The following is a 21109-nucleotide window of genomic DNA, read 5'->3' as shown; positions in this document are numbered from 1 at the left end:
GCCGCAAGTCCCCTCCCTATAATCAGTCGGTGCCGACGCTCTTGACCTCCCGCCCGTTCTGGGCCCGCCTTGCGGCGTGGCTGGGATGTCTGGCCGTGTTCGCCGCGCTGATTGCGCCGGTGGCCCTGCTGGCTGACGACGTGCGCACCGGGCAGCTTGGCGGCTTGTGCAGTGCAAACGGCGCTGGCCAGCCGGGCAGCGACGATGCCTCGTCTGCCAGCGGCCACTGCGATCTTTGCGGCTCGGCCGGCATGGCCTTGCCACCGCAGGCCCAGTCTGCCAGTTGCTCCGCCACCGTCATCGCGATAGCGCTTGTTTTTGAGGATGCCGTTCGTACGGCCTCCTCGCCGGGCCTGCCTTTCAGCCGTGGCCCGCCCGTACTTTGAACTGAGCGGGCACTTGTCATTGCGGGCTTGACCCGCAATCCATGTTTGCGCTGCGCGGCCGCTCTGGTTCAAGGTGCGGCAAGGCCGCGAAACCAGACGCAACGCGTGGAGTCGCCAACGCTGCCGCGGCCGTTGCCATCGCCGTTGCCGTTGCCGTTGCAGGTCGAGTCTGCTGGCACCGCGCGCCACCTTCACTGAACTCTCGCCGCTTTATTCAATCTTCTCTTCAAGGAAACACCATGAAACTCACAACGATCACCGCGCTGCTGGTAGTGACCAGCGCATGGGCCCAGGCCCAGGGCATTGACGTCAAGGACGCCTGGGTCCGCACCGCCGTACCCGGCCAGTCGGGCACCGGCGCCTTTATGTCCATCACCGCCAAAGACGGCGCGAAGCTGGTGGCTGCATCGTCGCCGGTGGCCGGCGTGGCTGAAGTGCACGAGATGAAGATGGACGGCGATGTGATGCGCATGCGCGCCGTGCCGGTGCTGGACTTGCCTGCGGGAAAAACCGTGCAGCTCAAGCCCGGCGGTTACCACATCATGCTGATGGAACTCAGGCAGGCCTTGCCCAAAGGCAGCACGGTGCCTTTGATCCTGACGCTCAGGGACGCCAAGGGGCAGGAAAGCAGGGTCGAGTTGAAACTGCCGGTGGCCGCGACTGCGCCCGGTGCCGCCGTGCCGGAGCACGGCGCCGGCCACAAACACTGATTATTTGATTTTGCCGCCCAGACGGCGATAAACCGTGGCGCGGCTGATGCCCAGCGCGCGCGCGGCTTTCATGACGTTGCCCTTGGCTTCGTTCACGGCTTTGCGGATCAGCGCTGTTTCGACATCTTTCAGGGGCAAGGCAGGCGCGGCAGCGCGGTTGCCGAGCCGGCCCGGCGCCGCCACCTGCCCGCGCAGCAGCGGCAGCGCATGCAAGCGCAGGCCGGACCACAGCGGCACATCGATGGCCTGGGGCTCACCAAGCGTTCCGCTTTTGGCGGCGTCAAACAACATCTCGTAAGGCATGGCGAACAGTTCGCTGCAGTGCACCGCCGACGGGTTGCCGGCCTGCAGCGCCGCCACCATTTGCCGCGCCGCCGGGTTGGCCCCCAGCACCCAGCCGTCCGGGTCCAGCCCAATCAGGCCGTCCATGTCGTCGCCCAGGTTGTGGCTGGACCAGTTCAGGCGGATGAGCAAGTCGTGCGGCCGGCTCTGAATCAGGGCGTTTTCAATGCTGCGTGCCGATTGCACCACCAGGTGTTTGAGCTCGGGCCGCTCCACCGTGTCCACGCCCGTCAGGTCCAGCATGCCGGCGCAGCGGCCGTCGGGGCCGAACAGCGGCGCACCGGCGCAGCTGTAGGCCGAGTTGGCGTTGAAAAAATGCTCGCCGCGGTGCAACCAGACCGGCTGCAATTCGGTCAGCGCCGCGCCAATCGCGGTGGTGCCGACGCTGTCCTCGGACAGGTCCACGCCGATGCGGGTGATCAGGTCGGCGCGGCGGTCGCGCCTGTCGATCACGCCATTGACATCAACCACCACGCCCTGCGCATTGGTGAGGATGGCGAAGTAACGGGTACTGGCAATCGCGGCGCCCAGTTTCTCCAGTACCGGGCGCGCGGCCTGCACCAGCACATGGTTGGCTTCTTCGGTGCGGCGCAGGGCTTCAGCCGGCATGACATCGAAGCTGACCTGCTGCTCCGGCCTCTGACCCTTGTCCAGGCAGCGCTGCCAGGAGCGGGTAATCCAGGAATCGGTCCGCCCGCCAGACAGGCTGTTGCCCTCATGGAGCACAGCCTGGCGCGCCTGCGCGATTTGCTGCAGGCGTTGTTCGGAAGACAGTGGGAGGACAGACAACATGGGTGTAAATAATTCGCTGGGGGCAGCCTACCAGACCTGACGGGACCGCGCTGCGGCCCCGTCAGGAAATGTTCCATTTTGAGAATTTCAGAAGGCTTTGGCAAGCTTCTAGGGTTTAACCTAGTCGGGCGTCGGAGGGGCACTTCAACAATGAAGCGTTCTATCCGCAGCCAGCACCAACAGCCATCAGGAGACAAGCGCATGCAAGTTCAGTTCAAAGTCAACGGCAAAGCCAAAAACGTGGAGACGCCGCCCAATACCTTTCTGGTTCAGGTGCTGCGTGAGCAGCTTCAGATGACCGGCACGCATGTGGGTTGCGACACCGCCCAGTGCGGCGCCTGCACCGTGCTGATGAATGGCCGCGCGGTCAAGTCCTGCAACATCCTGGCGGCCCAGGCCGAAGGCGCGGACATCACCACCATCGAAGGTCTGGCGGCTGCCGACGGCACCATGCACCCGATGCAGGCCGCTTTCAAGGAATGCCATGGCCTGCAATGCGGCTTCTGCACCACAGGCATGGTGATGAGTGCGGTGGACCTGTGCAAGCACCACCCCAAGGCCGGTGAAGGCGAAATCCGCGAGCTGCTCGAAGGCAACATCTGCCGCTGCACCGGCTACCAGAACATCGTCAAGGCGGTGCAGCAGGGCGCTGCAGCCATGGCGACCTGAACCTACGCGCTGATCACTTCTTGCAGCGCCGCCATCCTGCGAACCGCTGCCAACAGATTTCCCCCATTTTCAGGAGTACACACATGGGTGCATCCGACTTCGTCAATCTGCCAAACATTGGCACTTCCGTCCGCCGCAAGGAGGACTACCGCTTTCTGACTGGCGGCGGGCAATACACCGACGACATCACGCTGGCCAACCAGAGTTATGCGGTGTTTGTTCGGTCCCCCCACGCGCACGCAAACATCAACAGCATCAACACCGCCGCCGCCAAAGCCGCGCCCGGCGTGCTCGACGTGTTTGTCGGTGAGGATGTCGCCGCCGACAAGATCAACGGCCTGCCTTGCGGCTGGCTGATCACCAGTACCGATGGCAACCCGATGAAGGAGCCGCCACACCCCATCCTGGCGCAGGGTAAGGCGCGCTATGTCGGTGACCATGTCGCCATGGTGGTGGCCGAGACGCTGGAGCAGGCCAAAAATGCTGCCGAGCTGGTCGAGGTGGACTACGACGTGCTGAGCGCCGTCGTGCGGGTCACAGATGCGGCCAAAGCCGTTGCACTGCATGATGCAGCCCCTGACAACCATTGCTACAAGTGGGCGATTGGTGACAAGGGCCAGGTCGATGCGGTGTTTGCCAATGCTGCCCATGTGACCAAGCTGGACCTGACCAACAACCGGCTGATCCCGAACGCGATGGAGCCACGTGCTGTCATCGGCTCCTACAGCCGCGCGACCGATGAATACGTGCTGTATGTGTCCAACCAGAACCCGCACGTCGAACGCCTGCTGCTGACGGCATTCGTCATGGGCTTGCCCGAGCACAAGGTGCGCGTGATTGCCCCTGACGTCGGCGGGGGGTTCGGCTCCAAGATCTATCTGTATGCCGAAGACGTGTGCCTGACCTGGGCGTCGAAAAAGCTCAATCGCAACATCAAATGGACCTGTGACCGCAGCGAGGCTTTTGTCAGCGATGCCCATGGCCGCGACCATTCCAGCCACGCCGAAATGGCGATGGACAAGGACGGCAAGTTCCTGGCCATGCGTGTGCACACCGATGCCAACATGGGCGCCTACCTCTCGACCTTCGCGCCGGCGGTGCCCACCATTTTGTATGCGACCTTGCTGGCCGGGCAGTACACCTGCCCGCAGATTTATGTCGAAGTGGATGCCTGGTTCACCAACACTGCGCCGGTCGATGCCTACCGGGGCGCCGGCCGCCCCGAAGCAACTTACCTGCTGGAGCGCCTGGTCACGCGCGCAGCCTGGGAGTTGGGTTTGAGCCAGGACGAAATCCGCCGTCGCAACTTCGTCAAGGACTTTCCGTACCAGACACCGGTGGCCTTGCAGTACGACGTGGGCGACTTCCACGCGCTGCTCAAGCGCGGCAACGAGCTGGCCGATGTGGCCGGTTTCGAGAAACGCAAAACCGCCTCGGCAGCCAAAGGGTTGTTGCGCGGCCTCGGCTACTCCTGCTACATCGAGGCCTGCGGCCTGGCGCCCAGCAACATCGCCGGTGCGCTCGGTGCGCGTGCTGGCTTGTTTGAGTGCGGCGAGGTGCGCGTGCATCCGACCGGCAGCGTGACCGTGTTCACCGGCTCGCACAGCCACGGTCAGGGCCACGAGACCACATTTGCCCAAGTGGTGGCTTCGCGCCTCGGTATCTCGGTCGATGCGGTGGACATCGTCCACGGTGACACCGGGCGTGTTCCGTTTGGCATGGGCACTTACGGCTCGCGCTCCTTGTCGGTCGGCGGCACCGCCATCATGAAGGCGCTCGACAAGATCGAGACCAAAGCCAAGAAGATCGCGGCACACCTGATGGAAGCCAGCGATGCCGACGTCGAGTTTGCCAACGGCGAGTTCACCATCAAGGGCACCGACAAAAAGGTGACTTTCGGCCAGGTGGCGCTGACGGCCTATGTGCCGCACAACTACCCGCTCGACAAGCTTGAACCGGGCCTGAACGAAACCGCCTTTTACGACCCGACCAACTTCACCTTTCCGTCGGGCACCTACATCTGCGAGGTTGAGGTCGATCCCGCGACCGGCCTGGTGCGGGTGGAGAGCTTCACCGCCGTGGATGACTTCGGCAACATCATCAACCCGATGATCGTGGAGGGCCAGGTGCATGGCGGGCTGGTGCAGGGCATTGGCCAGGCGCTGCTGGAGAACTGCGTGTATGACCCGGAGTCCGGCCAGTTGCTGACCGGCTCCTTCATGGACTACGCCATGCCACGCGCCGGGGACATGCCCAACTTCAAGCTCGACACGCTGTGCACGCCTTGCAGCCACAACCCGCTGGGCGCCAAGGGCTGCGGTGAGGCCGGTGCCATCGGGTCACCACCCGCAGTCATCAACGCCGTGCTGGACGCGCTCCGGCCACTGGGCGTGACCGACTTCGACATGCCGGCTTCGTCGGCGCGCGTCTGGGAAGCCATCCAGTCGGCCAAGAAATAAACAAACATCCAAGGAGTATCACCATGTATGCATTCACCCTGGAGCGCCCCACCACCCTGGCTGCGGCTGCCCAACTGACGGCTGACGGCGCCAAACCATTGGCCGGCGGGCAGACCCTGCTGGCGTCGATGAAATTGCGTCTGTCCAGCCCGGATCAACTGATTGACCTCAGCGGCATCAAGGAGTTGAGCAGCATCAAGCGCGAGGGCAATGCCTTCGTGATTGGTGCCATGACCCGCCATCTCGACGTGGCCAACAATGCAGACGTCAAGGCGGCGTTGCCCGCGTTGGCTGACCTGGCGGCCAACATCGGTGACCGGCAGGTACGGGCCATGGGCACCTTGGGCGGTTCGGTTGCCAACAACGACCCCTCGGCCTGTTACCCGAGCGCGGTGCTGGCACTGGGCGCGACGATTCACACCACCGCGCGCAAGATTGCCGCCGACGACTTCTTTCTCGGTATGTTTGCCACCGCGCTGGAGGAGGGTGAATTGATCACAGCGATCAGCTTTCCCATCCCCAAACGCGCTGCTTACATGAAGTTCAAGCAGCCAGCCTCGCGTTTTGCGCTGGTCGGCGTGTTTGTGGCGCAGTTTGACGCCGGTGTACGCGTGGCCGTGACCGGTGCGTCCAGCGGCGTGTTCCGCCACGCCGGGCTGGAGGCGGCGCTCAGCAAGAGTTTCACGCCGGAGTCGGCTGCAGCTGTGAAGATAGATGCCACCGACCTCAACAGCGACATTCACGCCACGGCGGCCTACCGCGCCAACCTGATCAGCGTTCAGACGCAGCGCGGCGTGGCGAAGGCGCTGGGCTGATTGCTGCCTGTCATTGCGGGCTCTGCCCGCAATCCATGTGAGCCTACCCGCGCCAGTGGGTCGGGTGGCATGGATCCCGGATCAGGTCCGGGATGACCGGCAGGGTCTGGATTCTGGATAAAAAATGCCTCCAGCCCATGGGGGATATGCGTGAGCAGCTATAAAAATAATAGCGGCTCCGGCAAGTACTAAACTGGACCGATGACACCTTTCCCCACCATAGATGCCCTGGCGCAGGCGTTGCAGCAGGCCGGCTACTTTGCCGACCGGCGCCTGGCCACGGCCGTGTTTCTGGCGCTCAAGCTGCAGCGCCCGTTGCTGCTTGAAGGCGAACCCGGTGTTGGTAAGACCGAGCTGGCCAAGGCGCTGTCGCTCGCGCTGCAGCGGCAACTGATACGCCTGCAGTGTTACGACGGTCTGGAGCAGCGCGAGGCTCTCTACGAATGGAATTACGCAGCCCAACTTCTGCACATGCGTGCGGTGGAAGGCAAAGGAAATACAGCGGACGTCGAGCGGGAGGTTTATCAGGACCGCTACCTGATCCGGCGGCCGCTGCTGCAGGCCTTGCAGGCACCGGCACCGGGCGCAGTATTGCTGATCGACGAGGTGGACCGGGCCGACGAACCGTTTGAGGCCTTTCTGCTGGAGTACCTCGGCGAGTACCAGGTCAGCATTCCGGAAATCGGCACGGTGCGCGCTGTTGCGACGCCGGTCACCCTCCTGACCAGCAACCGCACGCGCGAGCTCAACGACGCAGTCAAACGCCGCTGCCTCTACCACTGGCTCGATTACCCCGACCGCGACCGCGAACTCGCGATCATCCGCGCCCAGGTGCCTGAAGCCGGCGAGCAGTTGTCGGCACAGGTGGCAGCCTTTGTCGACCGGCTGCGCCGCTCGCCCTTTGGCAATGCCTTCCAGCGCGCGCCCGGCATTGCCGAAAGTGTGGAGTGGGCCAAAGCCCTGGTGGCGCTGGACACCCTGGTGGTGGACCCCGAAGTGGTGGCTGATACTGCGGGGATTCTGTTCAAGCAGCGCGAAGATGTGGCCGCGCTCACGCATGAGTTGGCGGTAGAGTTGTTGAAGCCTGAAGAGGCCGCCGCAGAATGAAATTTTCCAGAACCGTTCGCCCTGAGCTTGTCGAAGGGATTTGCAGGCTTCGACAGGCTCAGCCCGAACGGATTTAGCGGGAAACCTCATGCTTTTAGGTGATTCAAGAGGCGGCAAACTCGCCGACAACATCGCCGGTTTCGGCCGCGCCCTGCGCCGCGCCGGTGTCAAGGTCGACAGCCAGCGTATTGGCCTGGCCAAGGAAGCGGCGCTGGCCGTTGGCATCAGTGAACGGAACGACCTGGGCGCCGCGTTTGAAGCCGTGATGATCAGCCGCGAGCAGGACCGGCTGGTGTTCCGCGAACTGTTCGACATCTATTTCCAGGACCCCAAAGTCGCCAACAAGCTGCTGGCCCAACTGCTGCCCAGCGCCGAAGGCAAGGCCGAGCCCAGCAAACGCCGGCCGCGCGTGCGCGAGGCACTGGCGCCGCAGAAGGCCTTTGGCCAGCAGGCCAAACCCACGACCGAAGACCAGAAGGTCGAGTTTGACGCGGTCATGACGGCCAGTGATATTGAACGCTTGCAACACGCGGACTTCAATGCGCTGTCGGCCTCCGAATACCGGCTGGTCGAGCGGCTGGCGCGCGACATCAAGCTCCCGCTGCCGATGTTTGCCTCGCGCCGCAGCCGCCCCGCCAGCAACGGCGCACGCATGCACTGGCCCGGCGTGATGCACCAGGCCGCGCGCACCGGTGGCGAGTTGATCCATCTGCCCCGGCTGGCGCGGCGTGAGCAGGCCCTGCCTTTGCTGGTGCTGGTCGACGTGTCAGGGTCGATGGAGCGTTATGCGCGCTTGCTGCTGGCCTTTTTGCATGCCGCCACGCGGCGCCACCCGCAGCGCGATGTGTTTGCCTTTGGCATGCACCTGACCGACCTCACGCCGGCTTTCCGCCAGGCCGACACCGACGAGATGCTGGCCCACGCCAGCGCCGCGATTGAAGATTTCGCCGGCGGCACCCAATTGGGGGTGTCTCTGGCCAGCCTGCGCGAGCACCATGCGCGCCGCCTGGTCGGGCGCCGCACCATGGTGCTGGTCATCAGTGACGGACTGGACACCGGTGAGCCGTCCGACCTGGCGCGCGAGCTGGGCTGGCTGCGCCGCCGTAGCCGCCGCCTGCTGTGGCTCAACCCGCTGATGCGCTTTGACGGCTACGCGCCGCTGGCCCGTGGCGCGACAGTGTTGCATGCCCACGCCCACGGCATGCTGGCGGTGCACAACCTCAGCAAACTTGAGGAACTGGCGGCCAGTCTGGCGGCTCTGATGAAGAAGTAACATGAGAAAACGCTGTTGTCATTGCGGGCTTGACCCGCAATCCAGGCTGCATTACCCCGGTAAGTCGCAGCGTACCGACATGGATCTCGGATCTGGTCCGGGATGACAAGCCTTCAAAGTTAAAAAAGGGAAAAAACATGGACATGCAAGGAAGCCGCCAACTCGCGGTCACACAACAACAGGCCTGGGATGCGCTCAACGACCCGGCTGTGCTCAAGGCCTGCATTCCCGGTTGCGACAAGGTCGAGGCCACCGGCGAGAACCAGTACGCCATTGCCATGGCCCTGAAAATTGGCCCGGTGTCGGCCAAATTCACCGGCAAGATCACACTCAGCGAGATCAATCCGCCGGCCAGTTACAAGCTGTCGTTTGACGGGCAGGGCGGCGTGGCCGGTTTCGGCAAGGGCAGCGCCGAGGTGGTTTTGACGCCCAATGACGATGGCTGCGAGCTGTCTTACACTGTGCATGCCTCGGTCGGCGGCAAGGTGGCGCAACTGGGCCAGCGCCTGATTGATGGCGCGGCCAAGTCCATGGCTGAAGATTTTTTCAAGCGTTTTGACGGCGAAATGCAGCGCCAGCACCCCGAGAGTTATGCGCCCAAAATGGTCATGGGTGAAGTGAAAGCCGAACCACCGATGGCTGCGCAGAAGCCGGGCATTCCGGTGTGGGTGTGGGTTGTTGGCGCCGCGGTGCTGGCGCTGGCGGCCTGGCTGGGTAGCTGAGCGGTCTGCCACTGTTCTGCAATAGAAAGAAAGCAGATGGAAAACCTCGATGTCATGGTGCTCCGCACCCTGCGCGACTGGCGCACAGCGGGCAAACGGGCGCTGCTGGCCACCGTGGTGCGCACCTGGGGCTCGTCGCCGCGCCCTGTTGGCTCCATCATGGCGCTGTGTGAAGACGGTGCGGTAGTGGGCTCGGTGTCGGGCGGCTGCATCGAAGACGACCTGATCTACCAGTACACCCAGGCCTACGCGGCAGCCGGTGCGGGCGACACTGCCAGCAAGGCCATCCCGTCCGGCCCACCGACCTTTGTCAAATACGGCGTCACCGCCGACGAAGCGCACCGCTTCGGCCTGCCTTGCGGTGGCACGCTGGAGCTGCTACTCGAATACGACCCGGAGGCGAGCGCGCTGGCCGAGCTGGTGCAGGCGCTCGAAGCCGGACAACTGATGCAGCGCAGCGTGCGGCTCACCGACGGCGCGGTGGAGCTGGCACTCGCCACGGCGCCAGCCGAACTCAGCGTCTCCAGCATCGAACTGGTCAACACCTTTGGCCCCGAGTACCGCATGTTGCTCATTGGCGCCGGGCAGTTGACGGAGTACCTGGCTACCATGGCGCTGTTCAGCGGTTTTGCCGTCACCGTGTGTGACCCGCGCGAGGAATACCGCAGCGCCTGGTCTGTCCCTGGCGCCAGGGTGCTCAGTGACATGCCCGACGACGTGGTCATCGCCTTCAAGCCCGACCGGCGCAGTTGCGTGATCGCGCTCACGCACGACCCCAAGCTCGACGACCTGGCGCTGATGGAAGCGCTGGGAACCGATGCGTTTTACATCGGCGCCATCGGCTCCAGGCGCAACAACGAGACGCGCCACCAGCGCATGGCAGAACACTTCGACCTGACTGAAGCCGCCCTGGCGCGCCTGCGCGGCCCCATCGGCATCTACATCGGCAGCAAGACCCCGCCTGAAATTGCCGTCAGCGTGATGGCAGAGGTGCTGGCCGTGAAAAACGGCGTGGTGCTGCCCCGCGACATGGAAGTGGCGCGGGCGAAGAATGAGCGTGCTGTGCCCGGCAACGATGCGGGCGAGTTGGTGTGTGGCGTGGCCCGAGTGGCGTCCTGAACTGGTGGCGTTAAAACTCCAGACCGGCGCAGTTCATCCAGTTCAGGCCGCGTGAAACCGTCCTCCGTCCCCAGCGCCCCCGCACAGGCGGCCATCGCTGCCCTGGTATTTCTCGGGATGGTGGGCGGCTGCCTGATCCTTGCCCATTCCGGCTTTGGCACATCGCCGCGCCGCGGCGGGCCGTCTACCTTCGTACCGGCGCCACTGGCCTATGTGCTTGCCGTCACCATGTACGGGATGTCAGCCCTGGGCCTGCTGGCCTTGCTACGGGCGCGACAGGTTTCCACGCCAACCATTGCCGCTTCCGCAGCGATCTATGTTTTTGTCGCTGTGGCTCTGGTGTGGGTTCTGCGTCCGCACTGAGGCCTTTGGTCATCCGGTCTCGGGAATCGTCAAATTCAGCAGAGGGATGTTTTCATTGAAGCAAAATCGCCTTCAGCCCTTGCCTGCTGAGCGCGGGCAGCTATCAAAAACAGAGCGATTTTGATGCAGGCCATGACACCGCCCATGGCCTTCCAAGGCACGTTGTTCGGCGCCGTTCCAGTTTGGCGCATGCGCTCCAAGCGCGCAAGCCGCTCTTTCAGGGAACAAGCACCACCTTGCTTGAGGCCAGTCTGCCGCTGTCCAGGTCGGCAAATGCCTGGCCGCCATCTTCAAGCCGCGCACTCTGAACCCAGGAAAGATCACCGAAATCTCCTTCGTACAAGAGTTTGACAGTGGCGCGCAGGTCGGCGGTGGTGTAGGTGTAGGTGCCCATGAGTGTGATTTCGGCCAAAGTGAGTTTGCGCATGTCGATTTCGCTGGCCCAGTCCTGCAGACCGACATGCATGACCACCCCTCCCGGCTTGACCGCGCTCAGCGCGGCTACGCGTGTGAGTTTGCTGCCCACGGCGTCAATCACGTAGTCGAAGCTGTTTTCCTGAGCTGGGGTATCGCGGGGATCATAGGTCTCGACTCCGGCGTGCTGCTCTGCAGACTGACGTCGAAGTGGATTCACCTCGGCCAACACGGTGCCGCGACAGCCGTAGGTGCGCAGCAGCAGCGCAGCCAACATGCCGATGGCGCCACCGCCGATGATGAGTGTCCGGTTTTCCGGTAGCGGGCGCGCCATGACTTTCAGGCTCATGTTGATGGCGTGAAGCGCGGTCGCCGCCGGCTCGGTCAACGCGGCGTGCAGGGCAGGCATGTCTTGCGGAATGTCGATCAGTGACGATGCGGGGATGGACATGAACTCGGCAAAGGCGCCCGGTCGGCTCATGCCGACCATGGTGCGGTCGCTGCACAGGTTGTTGCGGCCTTGCACGCAGTAGTCACAGGTGCCGCATGTGATGAGGGGGTTGCCTGTGACGCGCACGCCGGGTGCATAGGCCGGTGCGGCGCTGGCCACCACGGTGCCGCAAAATTCGTGTCCCAGCACCAGGCCTGGCTTGCGCCGTGGGTCGTGGCCGTGAAAAGCGTGCATGTCGGAGCCGCAAATGCCCACTGCGTCTATGCGCAGGATCACCTCGCCATCGACCAGCTCGGGCTCTGGGCGATCGTGCAGCTGGACTTCAAAGGGGTGGGTGTAGACCAGGGCTTTCATTGTCTTGACTCGTGGTTGTGGGCACATGCCCAGCTCGCGTGCCGCGAGCGCTTTTCATGAAGTCCGCCATAAAGGCGACCAAGGCCTCGGTTTGTTGCACGCTGACGCCGTTGTACAAACTGGCCCTCAAGTACTTCCCAACTCCAAAGGGGGTCAGCGTTCGCAAGCCGACGATTCCCCGTTCCCAGCCCTGAATCAAAAATTTTTGGGTGACTTCCTCGTCGCCACCGGCGACATCGAAAGGAACGTTCATGCGGCTGCGAATCAATGGATCTGCAATCGGGGTGGAATAAAACCCCCCGGAGCGGTCGATCACGTCGTACACCATGGCCGACTTGGCGATCGACCGGCGTTCCATCTCATGCACGCCACCTTGCGCGATCAGCCATTGCAGGTAGATGTTGACCACCTCCACATTGAAGGTGGCGATGGTGTTCCACAAATTGCCTTCCCGGACATTGGTGGTGTAGCAGAGTACGCCCGGGCAGGAGCGGCTGGGGGTGCCCAGCAAATCCTTGCGTATCACGCACAGGGTGACACCGGGGTGCCCCAGATTCTTGGACGCGCAGGCATACAGCACGCCGACGTTGCAACCCACCCAGTCAATCGGTTTGGTGGAAAAGTCTGACGACGCGTCAACCACCAATGGCGCCCGGAGGCCCAGCCTGGGAAGCTGGTGCATCTCAATGCCATTCACCGTTTCGTTGGAACACAAATACACGTATTTGGATTGCGGGTCCAGGTCATCAAAAGACGGGTGGTGGGTGAACGTGCCGTCAGATTGTTCGGAGGAAACGACGATGGGGCGGCAGTATTTGGATGCCTCGGACAAGGCACGTTTGGACCAGGTGCCATTGACAAGGTAGGTCGCCTTTTCATCGCCGCGGGGACACAGGTTGAGCGGCACCGCAGCAAACTGCCCGTGTCCGCCGCCGTGCATGAACAAAATCTCGTACTGCTCAGGAATTTCCATTGCCGCACGGCAGCGTTGCACGACGCTGGCCAGAATCCCCAAAAACTCGGGAGACCGGTGCGAGAGGTACATGGAGCACATGCGCGGCGCTTCGAACAGGGCTTTGACCCCCGCCTCGACCTCGGCCGCAAGCGATGTGGGCCCGGGGCTGAAGTTCAGCGGCTTGACTCCCGTGGGGGGAAGCAACGATCCGAGCATGATCGGATGGATGTCGGCCGGCTTCGGCAGGGTTTGATCGCAGGAAGTCATTAGATGTGTTCAAGAGCAGGGAGGTGAGCCAGCGCGATCTTCATCACCTTGGGGCAAGCTTCGAAGCCGCTATGGACCACGAACACCCGACCCATCCCCGCTGCCGCGAGAAAGACCAGGCGTGGTGCGGCCTTGAACTGCCGGTTCGAGGTGAACGGCGTCCAGAAAGCGTTGAGGTCGATGGCCATGTCAGTGTCATTTCGCGGTGTAGCCACCATCGAGCATGATGGTCTGACCCGTGACAAAAGCTGAAGCCTCGCTCGCGAGAAACACAGTCAGGCCGTTCACGTCCTGCAGCGCACCGTTGCGCCCGAGGCAGGTTTGAGCCGCGTGGCGGGCTGCCAGTTCACTGTTGCCAAAGACTGGCGCGGTGAGCGCGGTGGGAAAAAAGCCGGGCCCGATCGCATTGCAGGTGATGCCGTGCGACCCCCACTCGACGGCCATCGCGCGGGTGAGTTGCACGATGCCACCCTTGCCGGCACCGTAGGGCGCGCTGTTGGGGAAAGCGCGATGGCTTTGCAGGCTGGCGATGTTGATGACGCGACCCCAGCCGCGCGCCTTCATGGCCGGTGCGAGCGCCTGGGCCAGAAAGAAGGGCGCGCTCAGGTGCAGGTTGATCTGGGTCTGCCAACTCGCCACCGTAACGTCAGCAAACGGCTCGCGCAGGTTCACACCGGCAGCGTTGACCAGAATGTCAACCGGACCCAGGGCGAGCGCTTCGTGCGCGCCTTTTGGTGCTGCGTCCGGTTGGGCGAGATCGCAGGCCACGGTTTGTACCTCGATACCTTGCGCCCGCAGACGGTCGGCTGCCTGCGCCAGCGTGTCCTGGTGCCGTGCCATCAGGACCACTCGGGCACCCGCCAGGCCCAGGGCCTGCGCCATGGCTTCTCCCAGGCCCGAACTCCCCCCGGTGACGAGCGCGCTCCGCCCACTCAGCTTGAAAAGTTCAGCGATGGCGTTCACGCCAGGCCCTTTCGGGCATTCACCAAGCGCGTCAGAAGCGTCAAGCTCACACCTTCACCGGTTCACCAAGGTCGAACGTTTCGTCCGGGAAGTATTTCGCCAGGCGATCATCAGCCGTGCGCGCATGCGCCTCCATGCCTTCCAGTCTCGAAATGCGCGCTGTCGCCAGCCCGATGTCCCGCGCGGCCGCCCGGGTCATCTTCTGCCAGGTGAAGGTCTTGAGGAACTTGTGCACCGACAGGCCACCCGAATAGCGCGCTGCCCCTTTGGTCGGCAAGACATGGTTGGGCCCGCTGGCCTTGTCGCCATAGGCCACGGTGGTTTCCTCACCGAGAAACAGCGAGCCGTAGCAGGTCAGGGTATTGAGCCACCAGTCAAGGTCCTTGGCGTGTACCTCCAGGTGCTCGCTGGCGTAGCGGTCAGAGATATCGACGACCTCGTCACGGGTGTCGCACAGCATGACTTCGCCATAGTCGCGCCAGGCGGCTCCCGCGGCGTCGCGCGCTGTTGGGGGCAGGGTGTCGATCAACAAGGGCACGCGACGCATCACCTCCTCCGCAAGCACCTGGCTGGTGGTGAACAGCCAGGCGGGGGACTCGTGGCCGTGCTCGGCCTGGCCCACCAGGTCGCTGGCAACGATGGCCGGGTCGGCGGTCTCGTCGGCGATGATGCCGATCTCGGAGGGGCCCGCAAACACATCGATACCGACCTTGCCGAAAAGGGTACGCTTGGCCTCGGCCACAAATTTGTTGCCTGGACCCACGATCACGTCAGCCGGCTTGCCGGTGAAAAGGCCATAGGCCATGGCCGCAATGGCCTGCACGCCGCCCAGGGTCATGATGACGTTGGCGCCGGCCTTGTTGAAGGCGTACAGCAGGTAGGGGTGCATCGGCCCGCCGCGAAACGGTCCGGAGCAGGCGATGATGGTTTTGACTCCGGCTGCCCTCGCCGTGGCCACGCCCATGTAGGCGCTGGCAATGTGGGCGTACCGTCCTGCAGGGGCATAACAACCGGCCACATTGACCGGCAGCACCCGCTGGCCGGCTGTGACTCCTGGGTGCAGCTCGACCTGAAACTCGGACAGCGAACGCCGCTGCGCCAGCGCAAAATCATGAATCTGCTTGATTGCGAAGTCAATGTCGGCCTTGACCTGTGGGGGCACCTCGCGCGCATTGGCGGCAATCTGCTCGGGGCTGACGATCATCTCTCCCGTCCATTTGTCCAGATCGGCAGCGTATTTGCGCACCGCCGCTTCGCCGTTCTTCTGGATATCGGCCAGCATGGTATTGACGACCTGCTGGGCGGTCGCCGTCTCGGTCTCGGGTGTTTTGTCAGCCTTCTTCAGGTAGATGATGGCCACGTTGTTCTCCTGGGTATGTGGTGATCCGTCATTCGGGGCGAGCGCTGTCTGGGACCGCGCTGCCGTGGACGAAAAAGGTAGATCTGTGGGTGGCAGGCCCCGCAGGCTGGCTGCGGAGCCTGAAGGGTGTTTACCGGGTTGAGTTGGCAAGCTCGCGCAGCTTGGGGTCGGCCTGCACCAGCTTCATGTACTCGTCGGTGACGAAGTCGCCGACGTTAGGCACCTGCTGCACGGCCCCGGTCTCGCGCATGAACCCGGAGAGCTCAGTGAACCAGCCGTCCATTGTGGAGTTGGCGGCGCTGCCTGAACGCTCCATGGTCTTAAGTTGCTGTGTCAAAGTAAAGGTCGGACGGGTCTCGAATTCCTTGTTCATGGCCGCGTCGCTGATGGTCACGCCGCCCTTGGCATAGAAGTCCTTCATCATCCGGATCGCCTCGGGGCGGTTCACCCCCATCCAACTCCAAGCGCGCAGGTATACCGCCAGAAACTTCGCCACGTTTTGCGGGTTTTGTTTTGCGTAGTCACCGCGCGCGATCAACGCACCGGGGACGATGGCGCCGCTGTCCTTGCCGCTGCACAACATTTTGGCACCGGCCTTTTCCTCTACCGTGTAGGTGTTGGGCGCCCACATACCGGCGAGGTCGGAGTTGTTGGACGAAAGCGCGGAGATGATCTCGGCCTGACCCATGTTCTTCATCACGACATCCGCCTTTTTCAGGCCGTATTTCTTCAGGCAGGCCTGTACCGCGAAGTCGGCCGTGGAGTTCTGGGTCAGCGTGATCGTCTTGCCGCGCAGTGCAGCCGCAGGGTCCCTGGCGAAGTCGGCGGCCGCCTTGCCGCTGCCCACCAGCCCGTTGGCTGCTGATTCGTCGTTGGTCAAACCGATGGTCTTGATGCCGAAGCGCACATGACCGAGTACGGCTGGCACGGAGCCGGTTCCGCCTACGTCCCAGGAGCCGGCCGCCGATGCGGCAATTTGTGGCACACCGGCCGGGAAGACCGAGAATTCGGGCGCCAGACCCACCTCTTTCCACCACCCCTTTTCAGTCGCGATGTGAAAGGGCAGCGCCCAGTACAAGGAAGGCTGGTAGCTGATCTTGATGGGGGTCAGCGCTTGGGCCTGGGCCACACTGGCGACTCCGAATGCAACGCCCAGAGCAACTGCGGCTGCCACGATGGATTTTTTCATGTCGTTTCTCCTTTTCGGTTGGGGTTCAATGATCTGTGCCGGCGTGCTCTTCACGCAGGGACTTCCAGATGCGGGTACGCAGATGAACAAAACTTTCCAGGTCCATCACGTCTTCGATCTTGCTGTGACGTTCCCAGTCGTCCGCTTCGCGGACCGACTTCACATCAAGAATTTCCTTGACCTTGCCAGGGCGGCTGGTCATGATCACGACCCGGTCGGCCAGGTACACCGCTTCTTCCACCGCGTGCGTGATGAAAAGTACAGTGCGTGGATTTTTACGGGCGAGCTTGACCAGTTCTTCCTGCATCACGACCCGGGTTTGCGCATCAAGCGCCCCGAAAGGCTCGTCCATCAGCAGCACCTGGGGGTTGAGCGCGTAAGCCCGCGCAATCGCCACGCGCTGCTGCATGCCACCCGACAGCTGATGCGGATAGGCACTTTCGTACCCTTTGAGGTTCATCAGGTCCACATAGTGGGCTATGAGTTGCGCGCGTTCCGCCTTGGGCAAGCCTTTGCTGCGCAGGCCAAAGTCGATGTTCTCGTGTACTGACTTCCAGGGGAACAGGGCGAACTGCTGGAAAACCACCGCGCGATCCGGGCCGGGTTCCGTGACTTCCTGGTCGCTCACCTTCACGCTGCCAGTGCTCGGAAACTCCAGCCCGGCGGCCATACGCATGCAGGTGGTCTTGCCGCAGCCGGATGGGCCAACGATGGCAACAAACTCCTGATCCTGCACCACAAGGTTGATGTCTTCCAGGATCTGAAAGTCTTTGCCATCGCGCTGAAAAATCCGCGTGACGTCTTTGAACTCGATGGTTGCCATGTACTTAGGTCTTTCGGTATCGGCGAATATTCCAGGGTGTCAGCTATTGCGGTGCTTGAGCAACTGACGCTCCAGCCGGCGGATCAGCACATCGATCACCACGCCCACCAGACCAATGGCAATCATTCCAGCCATCACGGTGTCGGTGGCCACCGCGCTTTGGGCACGGACGATGAGGTTTCCCATCCCGCTGCTGGCCACAATGAGCTCGGCACCCACCAGAGACATCCATCCCAGGCCCGCACCGATGCGCAGGCCCGCGATGATGGACGGAACGGCGGCAGGGAACAACACCTCCGTGATCGTCCTGAAGTTGCCCACGCCCAGCATGCTGGCTGCTTCCAGAAATCGAACGTCCACATTCTTCGCACCGCGGTAGGCGTTGATCAGACAGGGCGGGAAGGCGCCGGCAAAAATGATGAGTGTGGGACCGCCGATGCCGGTGCCAAACCAGAGAGCGGCAAACGGCACCCAAGCCACCGGCGCGATGAATCGCAAGCCGTCAAACAGCGGCGTGACAATGTCGTCCAACAGCCGAAACCATCCCATCGCCAGGCCCAGCGGCACGCCGATCAGTGCGGCCAGACCAAAGCCCATGCCAAATCGTCGCAGGCTGGAAAGCATGTGGTCTTCCAGCGTTGCGCCTGCAAACGGGATGTGCAAGAGATCGATCAGTTTTGCGAGTACCTCGTGCGGCATCGGCAGAAACTGCGGCGGCGCGAAATGCAGTATGCGTGCCAGGTACCAGAAAGCGAAGAAAGCGAATGCGCCAATGGCCGTGAGACGCCAGAACTGCGCACGTGACAGCTTCTCGTTCATTCCACCACCCGCCCTTGGCGCCAGGGCATGACACGGGTTTCGAGCTGTCCAAGCAGCCATGTGGTGACCGCACCGCAAATTCCCACGAAAGCCATGGCCACCAGAATCATTGCCGGAAAGATGTCTTGCGAGGCCTGATTCAGGATGCTGCCCAGTCCGTACAGCGCGCCGATCAGCTCGGCGGCCACCAGAGTCGTCCAGCTGGCCTGCAAGGAAAGCCGCAACCCGGTGAAAATCATCGGGAGGCTGCCCGGCACCAGCACTTCCGCGACCATGCGCCAGCCCCTGGTGCCCAGCATTTTTGCCGCCTCCATCACCGGTGTCTCGATATTGCGTACGCCCGTGTAGCTGTTGATGACCGAAGGGACAAAGGCCGCCACAAAGATCACCAGCACTTTGGAGGCATCGTCAAGTCCGAGCCACACGATGGCTAGTGGAATCCAGGCCAGGGGCGGTATCGGGCGCAGCAGCAGGAAGGCGGGGTTGAGCAGAGCCTCGGCCCGGCGCGAATAGCCCATCAGCAAGCCCAGTGGCACACCCACACCCACAGCGACCGAAAATCCCATGGCGACGAGAAGCAGGCTGTGCAGCACATGCTGATGCAGTTTGCCGTTTCCATAACCTTCTGTCTGGATGAAGCTGAATGCCTCCCAGACCTGATCAGGGCGCGGAAACCGTGAGGGGTTGATAAGACCAGTGACCGTGGTGGTCAGGTACCACAGCAGCAGCAAAGCCAGCACCGTTGCCATGCCGACAACGGTTCTTCGCATGCTGCTTCGGTGCGCCAGGGCCACGTGACATCCTTTGTTTAGCCGGGAACAAACAGATGCGCTAAAAATGTAAGCGCTTGCAGTAAATATGATTCCATTTTGATCTATTGTCAAGAACCAAAGTCCGTTCTACGATGAGATTGCTGGAAAACACCTAGACAACGTTCGTAAGCGCTTGCATTTTTAACGGGTTTTAAGCGCGTTGTGGCATGCTCTGGGTATGAATCAGCGCATCACCCTGGAGGAGGTTTCGCAGGCTGCGGGCGTGTCCACCGCTACAGTTTCGCGCGTGTTAAGCCGGCCGGAGCTCGTGCGCGCCAGCACGCGCGAGCGGGTGATGGCTGCAGTCCGACAGCTCGACTACCAGCCCGATGCCGCTGCGCGCGCACTGGCTTCAGGCCGCACCCATACCGTCGGCTGCGTGATCCCCACGCTTGACCACGCGATTTTTGCGCGCAGCACCCAGGCTATGCAAACCACGTTGGCGCGCGCTGGTTATCAGTTGCTGGTGGCCAGTCATGAGTACGACCCGGCAATTGAACTGGAAGTGGTGCGTGTGCTGCAACAGCGCGGCGTGGACGCTTTGGTGCTGGTGGGTACCGACCACGCGTCTGGTCTGTGGAGAATGTTGCGCGTTTGGGGCAAACCCACGCTTCTGACTTGGTCGTGCGAGCCGCGCCTTCCTTCTATTGGCTTTGACAATGAAGCCGCCGCCCGCATGGCTACTGAGCACTTGCTGGCGTTGGGGCACCAACGAATAGGGGTCATCTCCGGGCTCACGTCGCACAATGACCGCGCGCGCAGCCGCATCGAGGGGGTGCGCCAGGCGCTGAAGCGGGTGGGCTTGAAGCTGCCGCCCAGCCTTCTCAGTGAACAGATATTCAACCTCAACGGCGGGCGGTCTGGTCTGCGCGCGCTCATGGGGGCTCGACAGCCGCCGACGGCCATCTTCTGTGGAAATGACCTGCTGGCCGCCGGGGCGCTGCTGGAGGCGCAGCGTCTGGGCCTGGGCGTGCCTCGCCAGCTTTCGATTTGCGGCATGGACAACCATGAACTGGCCGAAGCCCTGAATCCCGGTCTTACGACCATCCACCTGCCTACGCAAGACCTCGGGCGCATTACGGCGCAAAGCGTGCTTTCGGCCATTGCGGGAGACGCCATTGCAGCCCAGTCGCTGCTTCCGTTCGAACTGGTGGTTCGCGGCAGCACGGCCCCACCGGGTCGGCGATGATGAAAGGGAGGCTGTGCCTTGACTTGAGCTTGAAGGCATACTCTGTTATGTGAAACGACAGGATATCTTCTCTCCGGTAGGCGGCTCAGTCTGTCTCGGACTTGATCCTTTCAGGAGATCAACATGAGCGATATTGTTTTTGTGGTCCAGCAGGCTCCCAAAGGGGGACTTACCGCCCGTGGATTGGTCGAACCCATTTTTACGGAAGCAGAGCTGCGCATCGCAGTAGCGGACGCGGTGCATTGCCACTTTGACAAAGATATGTTTTCCAAAGTCCTTCGGCTGCACCCCGTTCGTGGTGAGCGGTTGTCCGCCTGGAAAAAAAGATGAGATTGCCGCGTGACCACTAATTTCGTCAAAAAGGGCCTTGTTGCAGCTGGGCTGATGAACATCGGCGGGGTCCTTGTGTTTTCGCGGGCATTCACCAACTCGGCGATCAACGATGCCGACCCGGTGGTGATGTCAAATTTCGGGCTTCTGATGATTGTGGTGTGGGGTCTGGCTTATCTGGGCGCAGCCGCCATCCGTTCAGACCTCAAATGGCTGATGGCTGCCTTTGCGGTCGAAAAGCTGGTGTATGTCGTGGTTTGGGCCAGGTGGCTTTTTGAGAACAGTCTGTCGCAGCTATATGCCAAAGATTTTTTTGCCGGCGCCTTCTACAGTATTTATGGCTTGAACGATTTTGTGTTCATGCTGTTCTTTGCCAGTGTGTGTCTGTTTTGGCGACCCAAAGAGTAGTCTGGCCGTTGGATCGCC

Annotated in this window: 23 protein-coding genes; 13 read left to right on the top strand and 10 right to left on the bottom strand. The window is 62.4% G+C overall.

Going from position 1 to position 21109, the window contains the following annotated elements; genetic code table 11:
* Positions 1–29: 29 nt before the first annotated feature.
* Positions 30–386 carry a DUF2946 family protein gene (locus tag ACH2CW_RS16230; RefSeq protein ID WP_395060015.1) on the top strand — a complete coding sequence of 119 codons (357 nt, stop codon included), beginning with the start codon at positions 30–32 and terminating at the stop codon, positions 384–386.
* Positions 387–625: 239 nt separating this feature from the next.
* The gene (locus ACH2CW_RS16225) at positions 626–1096 is read left to right on the top strand and encodes a copper chaperone PCu(A)C (RefSeq protein WP_395060013.1); all 471 of its coding nucleotides are present in this window, start codon (positions 626–628) and stop codon (positions 1094–1096) included.
* On the opposite strand, the gene ACH2CW_RS16220 is transcribed toward ACH2CW_RS16225, so the two are convergent.
* Complete coding sequence (locus ACH2CW_RS16220) at positions 1097–2230, bottom strand: sigma-54-dependent Fis family transcriptional regulator (RefSeq protein ID WP_395060011.1); 1134 nt, start codon at positions 2228–2230, stop codon at positions 1097–1099.
* Between the two features lie 201 nt (positions 2231–2431).
* Between ACH2CW_RS16220 and ACH2CW_RS16215 the strand changes: the two genes are divergently transcribed.
* The 8 genes from ACH2CW_RS16215 (at position 2432) to ACH2CW_RS16180 (ending at position 10757) form a co-directional block, all read left to right on the top strand.
* Entirely contained in the window at positions 2432–2899 is a 468-nt protein-coding gene (locus ACH2CW_RS16215) for a (2Fe-2S)-binding protein (protein WP_395060009.1), read from the top strand.
* An 83-nt stretch (positions 2900–2982) separates the two neighbouring features.
* Positions 2983–5358 (top strand): xanthine dehydrogenase family protein molybdopterin-binding subunit, encoded by a 2376-nt coding sequence (locus ACH2CW_RS16210; protein WP_395060007.1) that lies wholly within the window; start codon positions 2983–2985, stop codon positions 5356–5358.
* A 23-nt stretch (positions 5359–5381) separates the two neighbouring features.
* Positions 5382–6173 (top strand): FAD binding domain-containing protein, encoded by a 792-nt coding sequence (locus tag ACH2CW_RS16205; protein ID WP_395060005.1) that lies wholly within the window; start codon positions 5382–5384, stop codon positions 6171–6173.
* A 201-nt stretch (positions 6174–6374) separates the two neighbouring features.
* Entirely contained in the window at positions 6375–7280 is a 906-nt protein-coding gene (locus ACH2CW_RS16200; RefSeq protein WP_395060003.1) for an AAA family ATPase, read from the top strand.
* 88 nt (positions 7281–7368) lie between these two features.
* Positions 7369–8553, top strand: coding sequence for a VWA domain-containing protein (locus ACH2CW_RS16195; RefSeq protein ID WP_395060001.1), 1185 nt, complete (start codon positions 7369–7371; stop codon positions 8551–8553).
* A gap of 137 nt (positions 8554–8690) precedes the next feature.
* Positions 8691–9275 (top strand): CoxG family protein, encoded by a 585-nt coding sequence (locus ACH2CW_RS16190; RefSeq protein WP_395059999.1) that lies wholly within the window; start codon positions 8691–8693, stop codon positions 9273–9275.
* Between the two features lie 36 nt (positions 9276–9311).
* Complete coding sequence (locus ACH2CW_RS16185) at positions 9312–10394, top strand: XdhC family protein (protein WP_395059997.1); 1083 nt, start codon at positions 9312–9314, stop codon at positions 10392–10394.
* A gap of 51 nt (positions 10395–10445) precedes the next feature.
* A complete protein-coding gene (locus ACH2CW_RS16180) occupies positions 10446–10757 on the top strand; it encodes a hypothetical protein (RefSeq protein WP_395059995.1) in 312 nt (103 codons plus the stop codon).
* A gap of 217 nt (positions 10758–10974) precedes the next feature.
* Here the strand turns inward: ACH2CW_RS16180 and ACH2CW_RS16175 are convergent, their stop codons facing one another.
* The 9 genes from ACH2CW_RS16175 to ACH2CW_RS16135 all read right to left on the bottom strand — a co-directional run bounded on the left by ACH2CW_RS16175 (position 10975) and on the right by ACH2CW_RS16135 (position 19122).
* On the bottom strand, positions 10975–11976 hold the full coding sequence (locus ACH2CW_RS16175; protein ID WP_395059993.1) for an alcohol dehydrogenase catalytic domain-containing protein: 1002 nt from the start codon (positions 11974–11976) through the stop codon (positions 10975–10977).
* Positions 11945–13198 (bottom strand): 3-phosphoserine/phosphohydroxythreonine transaminase, encoded by a 1254-nt coding sequence (serC, locus tag ACH2CW_RS16170; RefSeq protein WP_395059991.1) that lies wholly within the window; start codon positions 13196–13198, stop codon positions 11945–11947. Before serC ends, ACH2CW_RS16175 begins: the two co-directional genes overlap by 32 nt.
* Positions 13198–13386 carry a hypothetical protein gene (locus tag ACH2CW_RS16165; protein WP_395059989.1) on the bottom strand — a complete coding sequence of 63 codons (189 nt, stop codon included), beginning with the start codon at positions 13384–13386 and terminating at the stop codon, positions 13198–13200. The genes serC and ACH2CW_RS16165 overlap by 1 nt, the downstream gene beginning before the upstream one ends.
* A gap of 7 nt (positions 13387–13393) precedes the next feature.
* On the bottom strand, positions 13394–14161 hold the full coding sequence (locus tag ACH2CW_RS16160) for an SDR family NAD(P)-dependent oxidoreductase (RefSeq protein ID WP_395059987.1): 768 nt from the start codon (positions 14159–14161) through the stop codon (positions 13394–13396).
* A gap of 46 nt (positions 14162–14207) precedes the next feature.
* Entirely contained in the window at positions 14208–15521 is a 1314-nt protein-coding gene (gene hisD / locus ACH2CW_RS16155; RefSeq protein WP_395059985.1) for a histidinol dehydrogenase, read from the bottom strand.
* Positions 15522–15651: 130 nt separating this feature from the next.
* On the bottom strand, positions 15652–16710 hold the full coding sequence (locus ACH2CW_RS16150; RefSeq protein WP_395059983.1) for an ABC transporter substrate-binding protein: 1059 nt from the start codon (positions 16708–16710) through the stop codon (positions 15652–15654).
* 25 nt (positions 16711–16735) lie between these two features.
* Entirely contained in the window at positions 16736–17533 is a 798-nt protein-coding gene (locus ACH2CW_RS16145) for an ABC transporter ATP-binding protein (RefSeq protein ID WP_395059981.1), read from the bottom strand.
* A gap of 39 nt (positions 17534–17572) precedes the next feature.
* Complete coding sequence (locus ACH2CW_RS16140; RefSeq protein WP_395059979.1) at positions 17573–18352, bottom strand: ABC transporter permease; 780 nt, start codon at positions 18350–18352, stop codon at positions 17573–17575.
* On the bottom strand, positions 18349–19122 hold the full coding sequence (locus tag ACH2CW_RS16135; RefSeq protein ID WP_395059977.1) for an ABC transporter permease: 774 nt from the start codon (positions 19120–19122) through the stop codon (positions 18349–18351). The genes ACH2CW_RS16140 and ACH2CW_RS16135 overlap by 4 nt, the downstream gene beginning before the upstream one ends.
* Positions 19123–19342: 220 nt before the next feature.
* Here ACH2CW_RS16135 and ACH2CW_RS16130 point away from each other — a divergent pair, with 220 nt between their 5' ends.
* The 3 genes from ACH2CW_RS16130 (at position 19343) to ACH2CW_RS16120 (ending at position 21091) form a co-directional block, all read left to right on the top strand.
* Positions 19343–20353: a LacI family DNA-binding transcriptional regulator gene (locus tag ACH2CW_RS16130; RefSeq protein WP_395059975.1), complete on the top strand. Its 1011-nt coding sequence runs from the start codon at positions 19343–19345 to the stop codon at positions 20351–20353.
* A 123-nt stretch (positions 20354–20476) separates the two neighbouring features.
* A complete protein-coding gene (locus ACH2CW_RS16125) occupies positions 20477–20683 on the top strand; it encodes a 2-oxoisovalerate dehydrogenase E1 subunit beta (RefSeq protein WP_395059973.1) in 207 nt (68 codons plus the stop codon).
* 9 nt (positions 20684–20692) lie between these two features.
* The gene (locus ACH2CW_RS16120; protein WP_395059971.1) at positions 20693–21091 is read left to right on the top strand and encodes a hypothetical protein; all 399 of its coding nucleotides are present in this window, start codon (positions 20693–20695) and stop codon (positions 21089–21091) included.
* The last annotated feature ends 18 nt before the right edge of the window (positions 21092–21109 follow it).

The sequence above is a fragment of the Polaromonas sp. genome (assembly GCF_043778355.1).
In the GTDB taxonomy this organism is placed as follows: Bacteria; Pseudomonadota; Gammaproteobacteria; order Burkholderiales; family Burkholderiaceae_C; genus Polaromonas.
The sequence above is the reverse complement of the archived record's forward strand: the minus strand, read 5'-3'. Positions and strand labels throughout refer to the sequence as shown.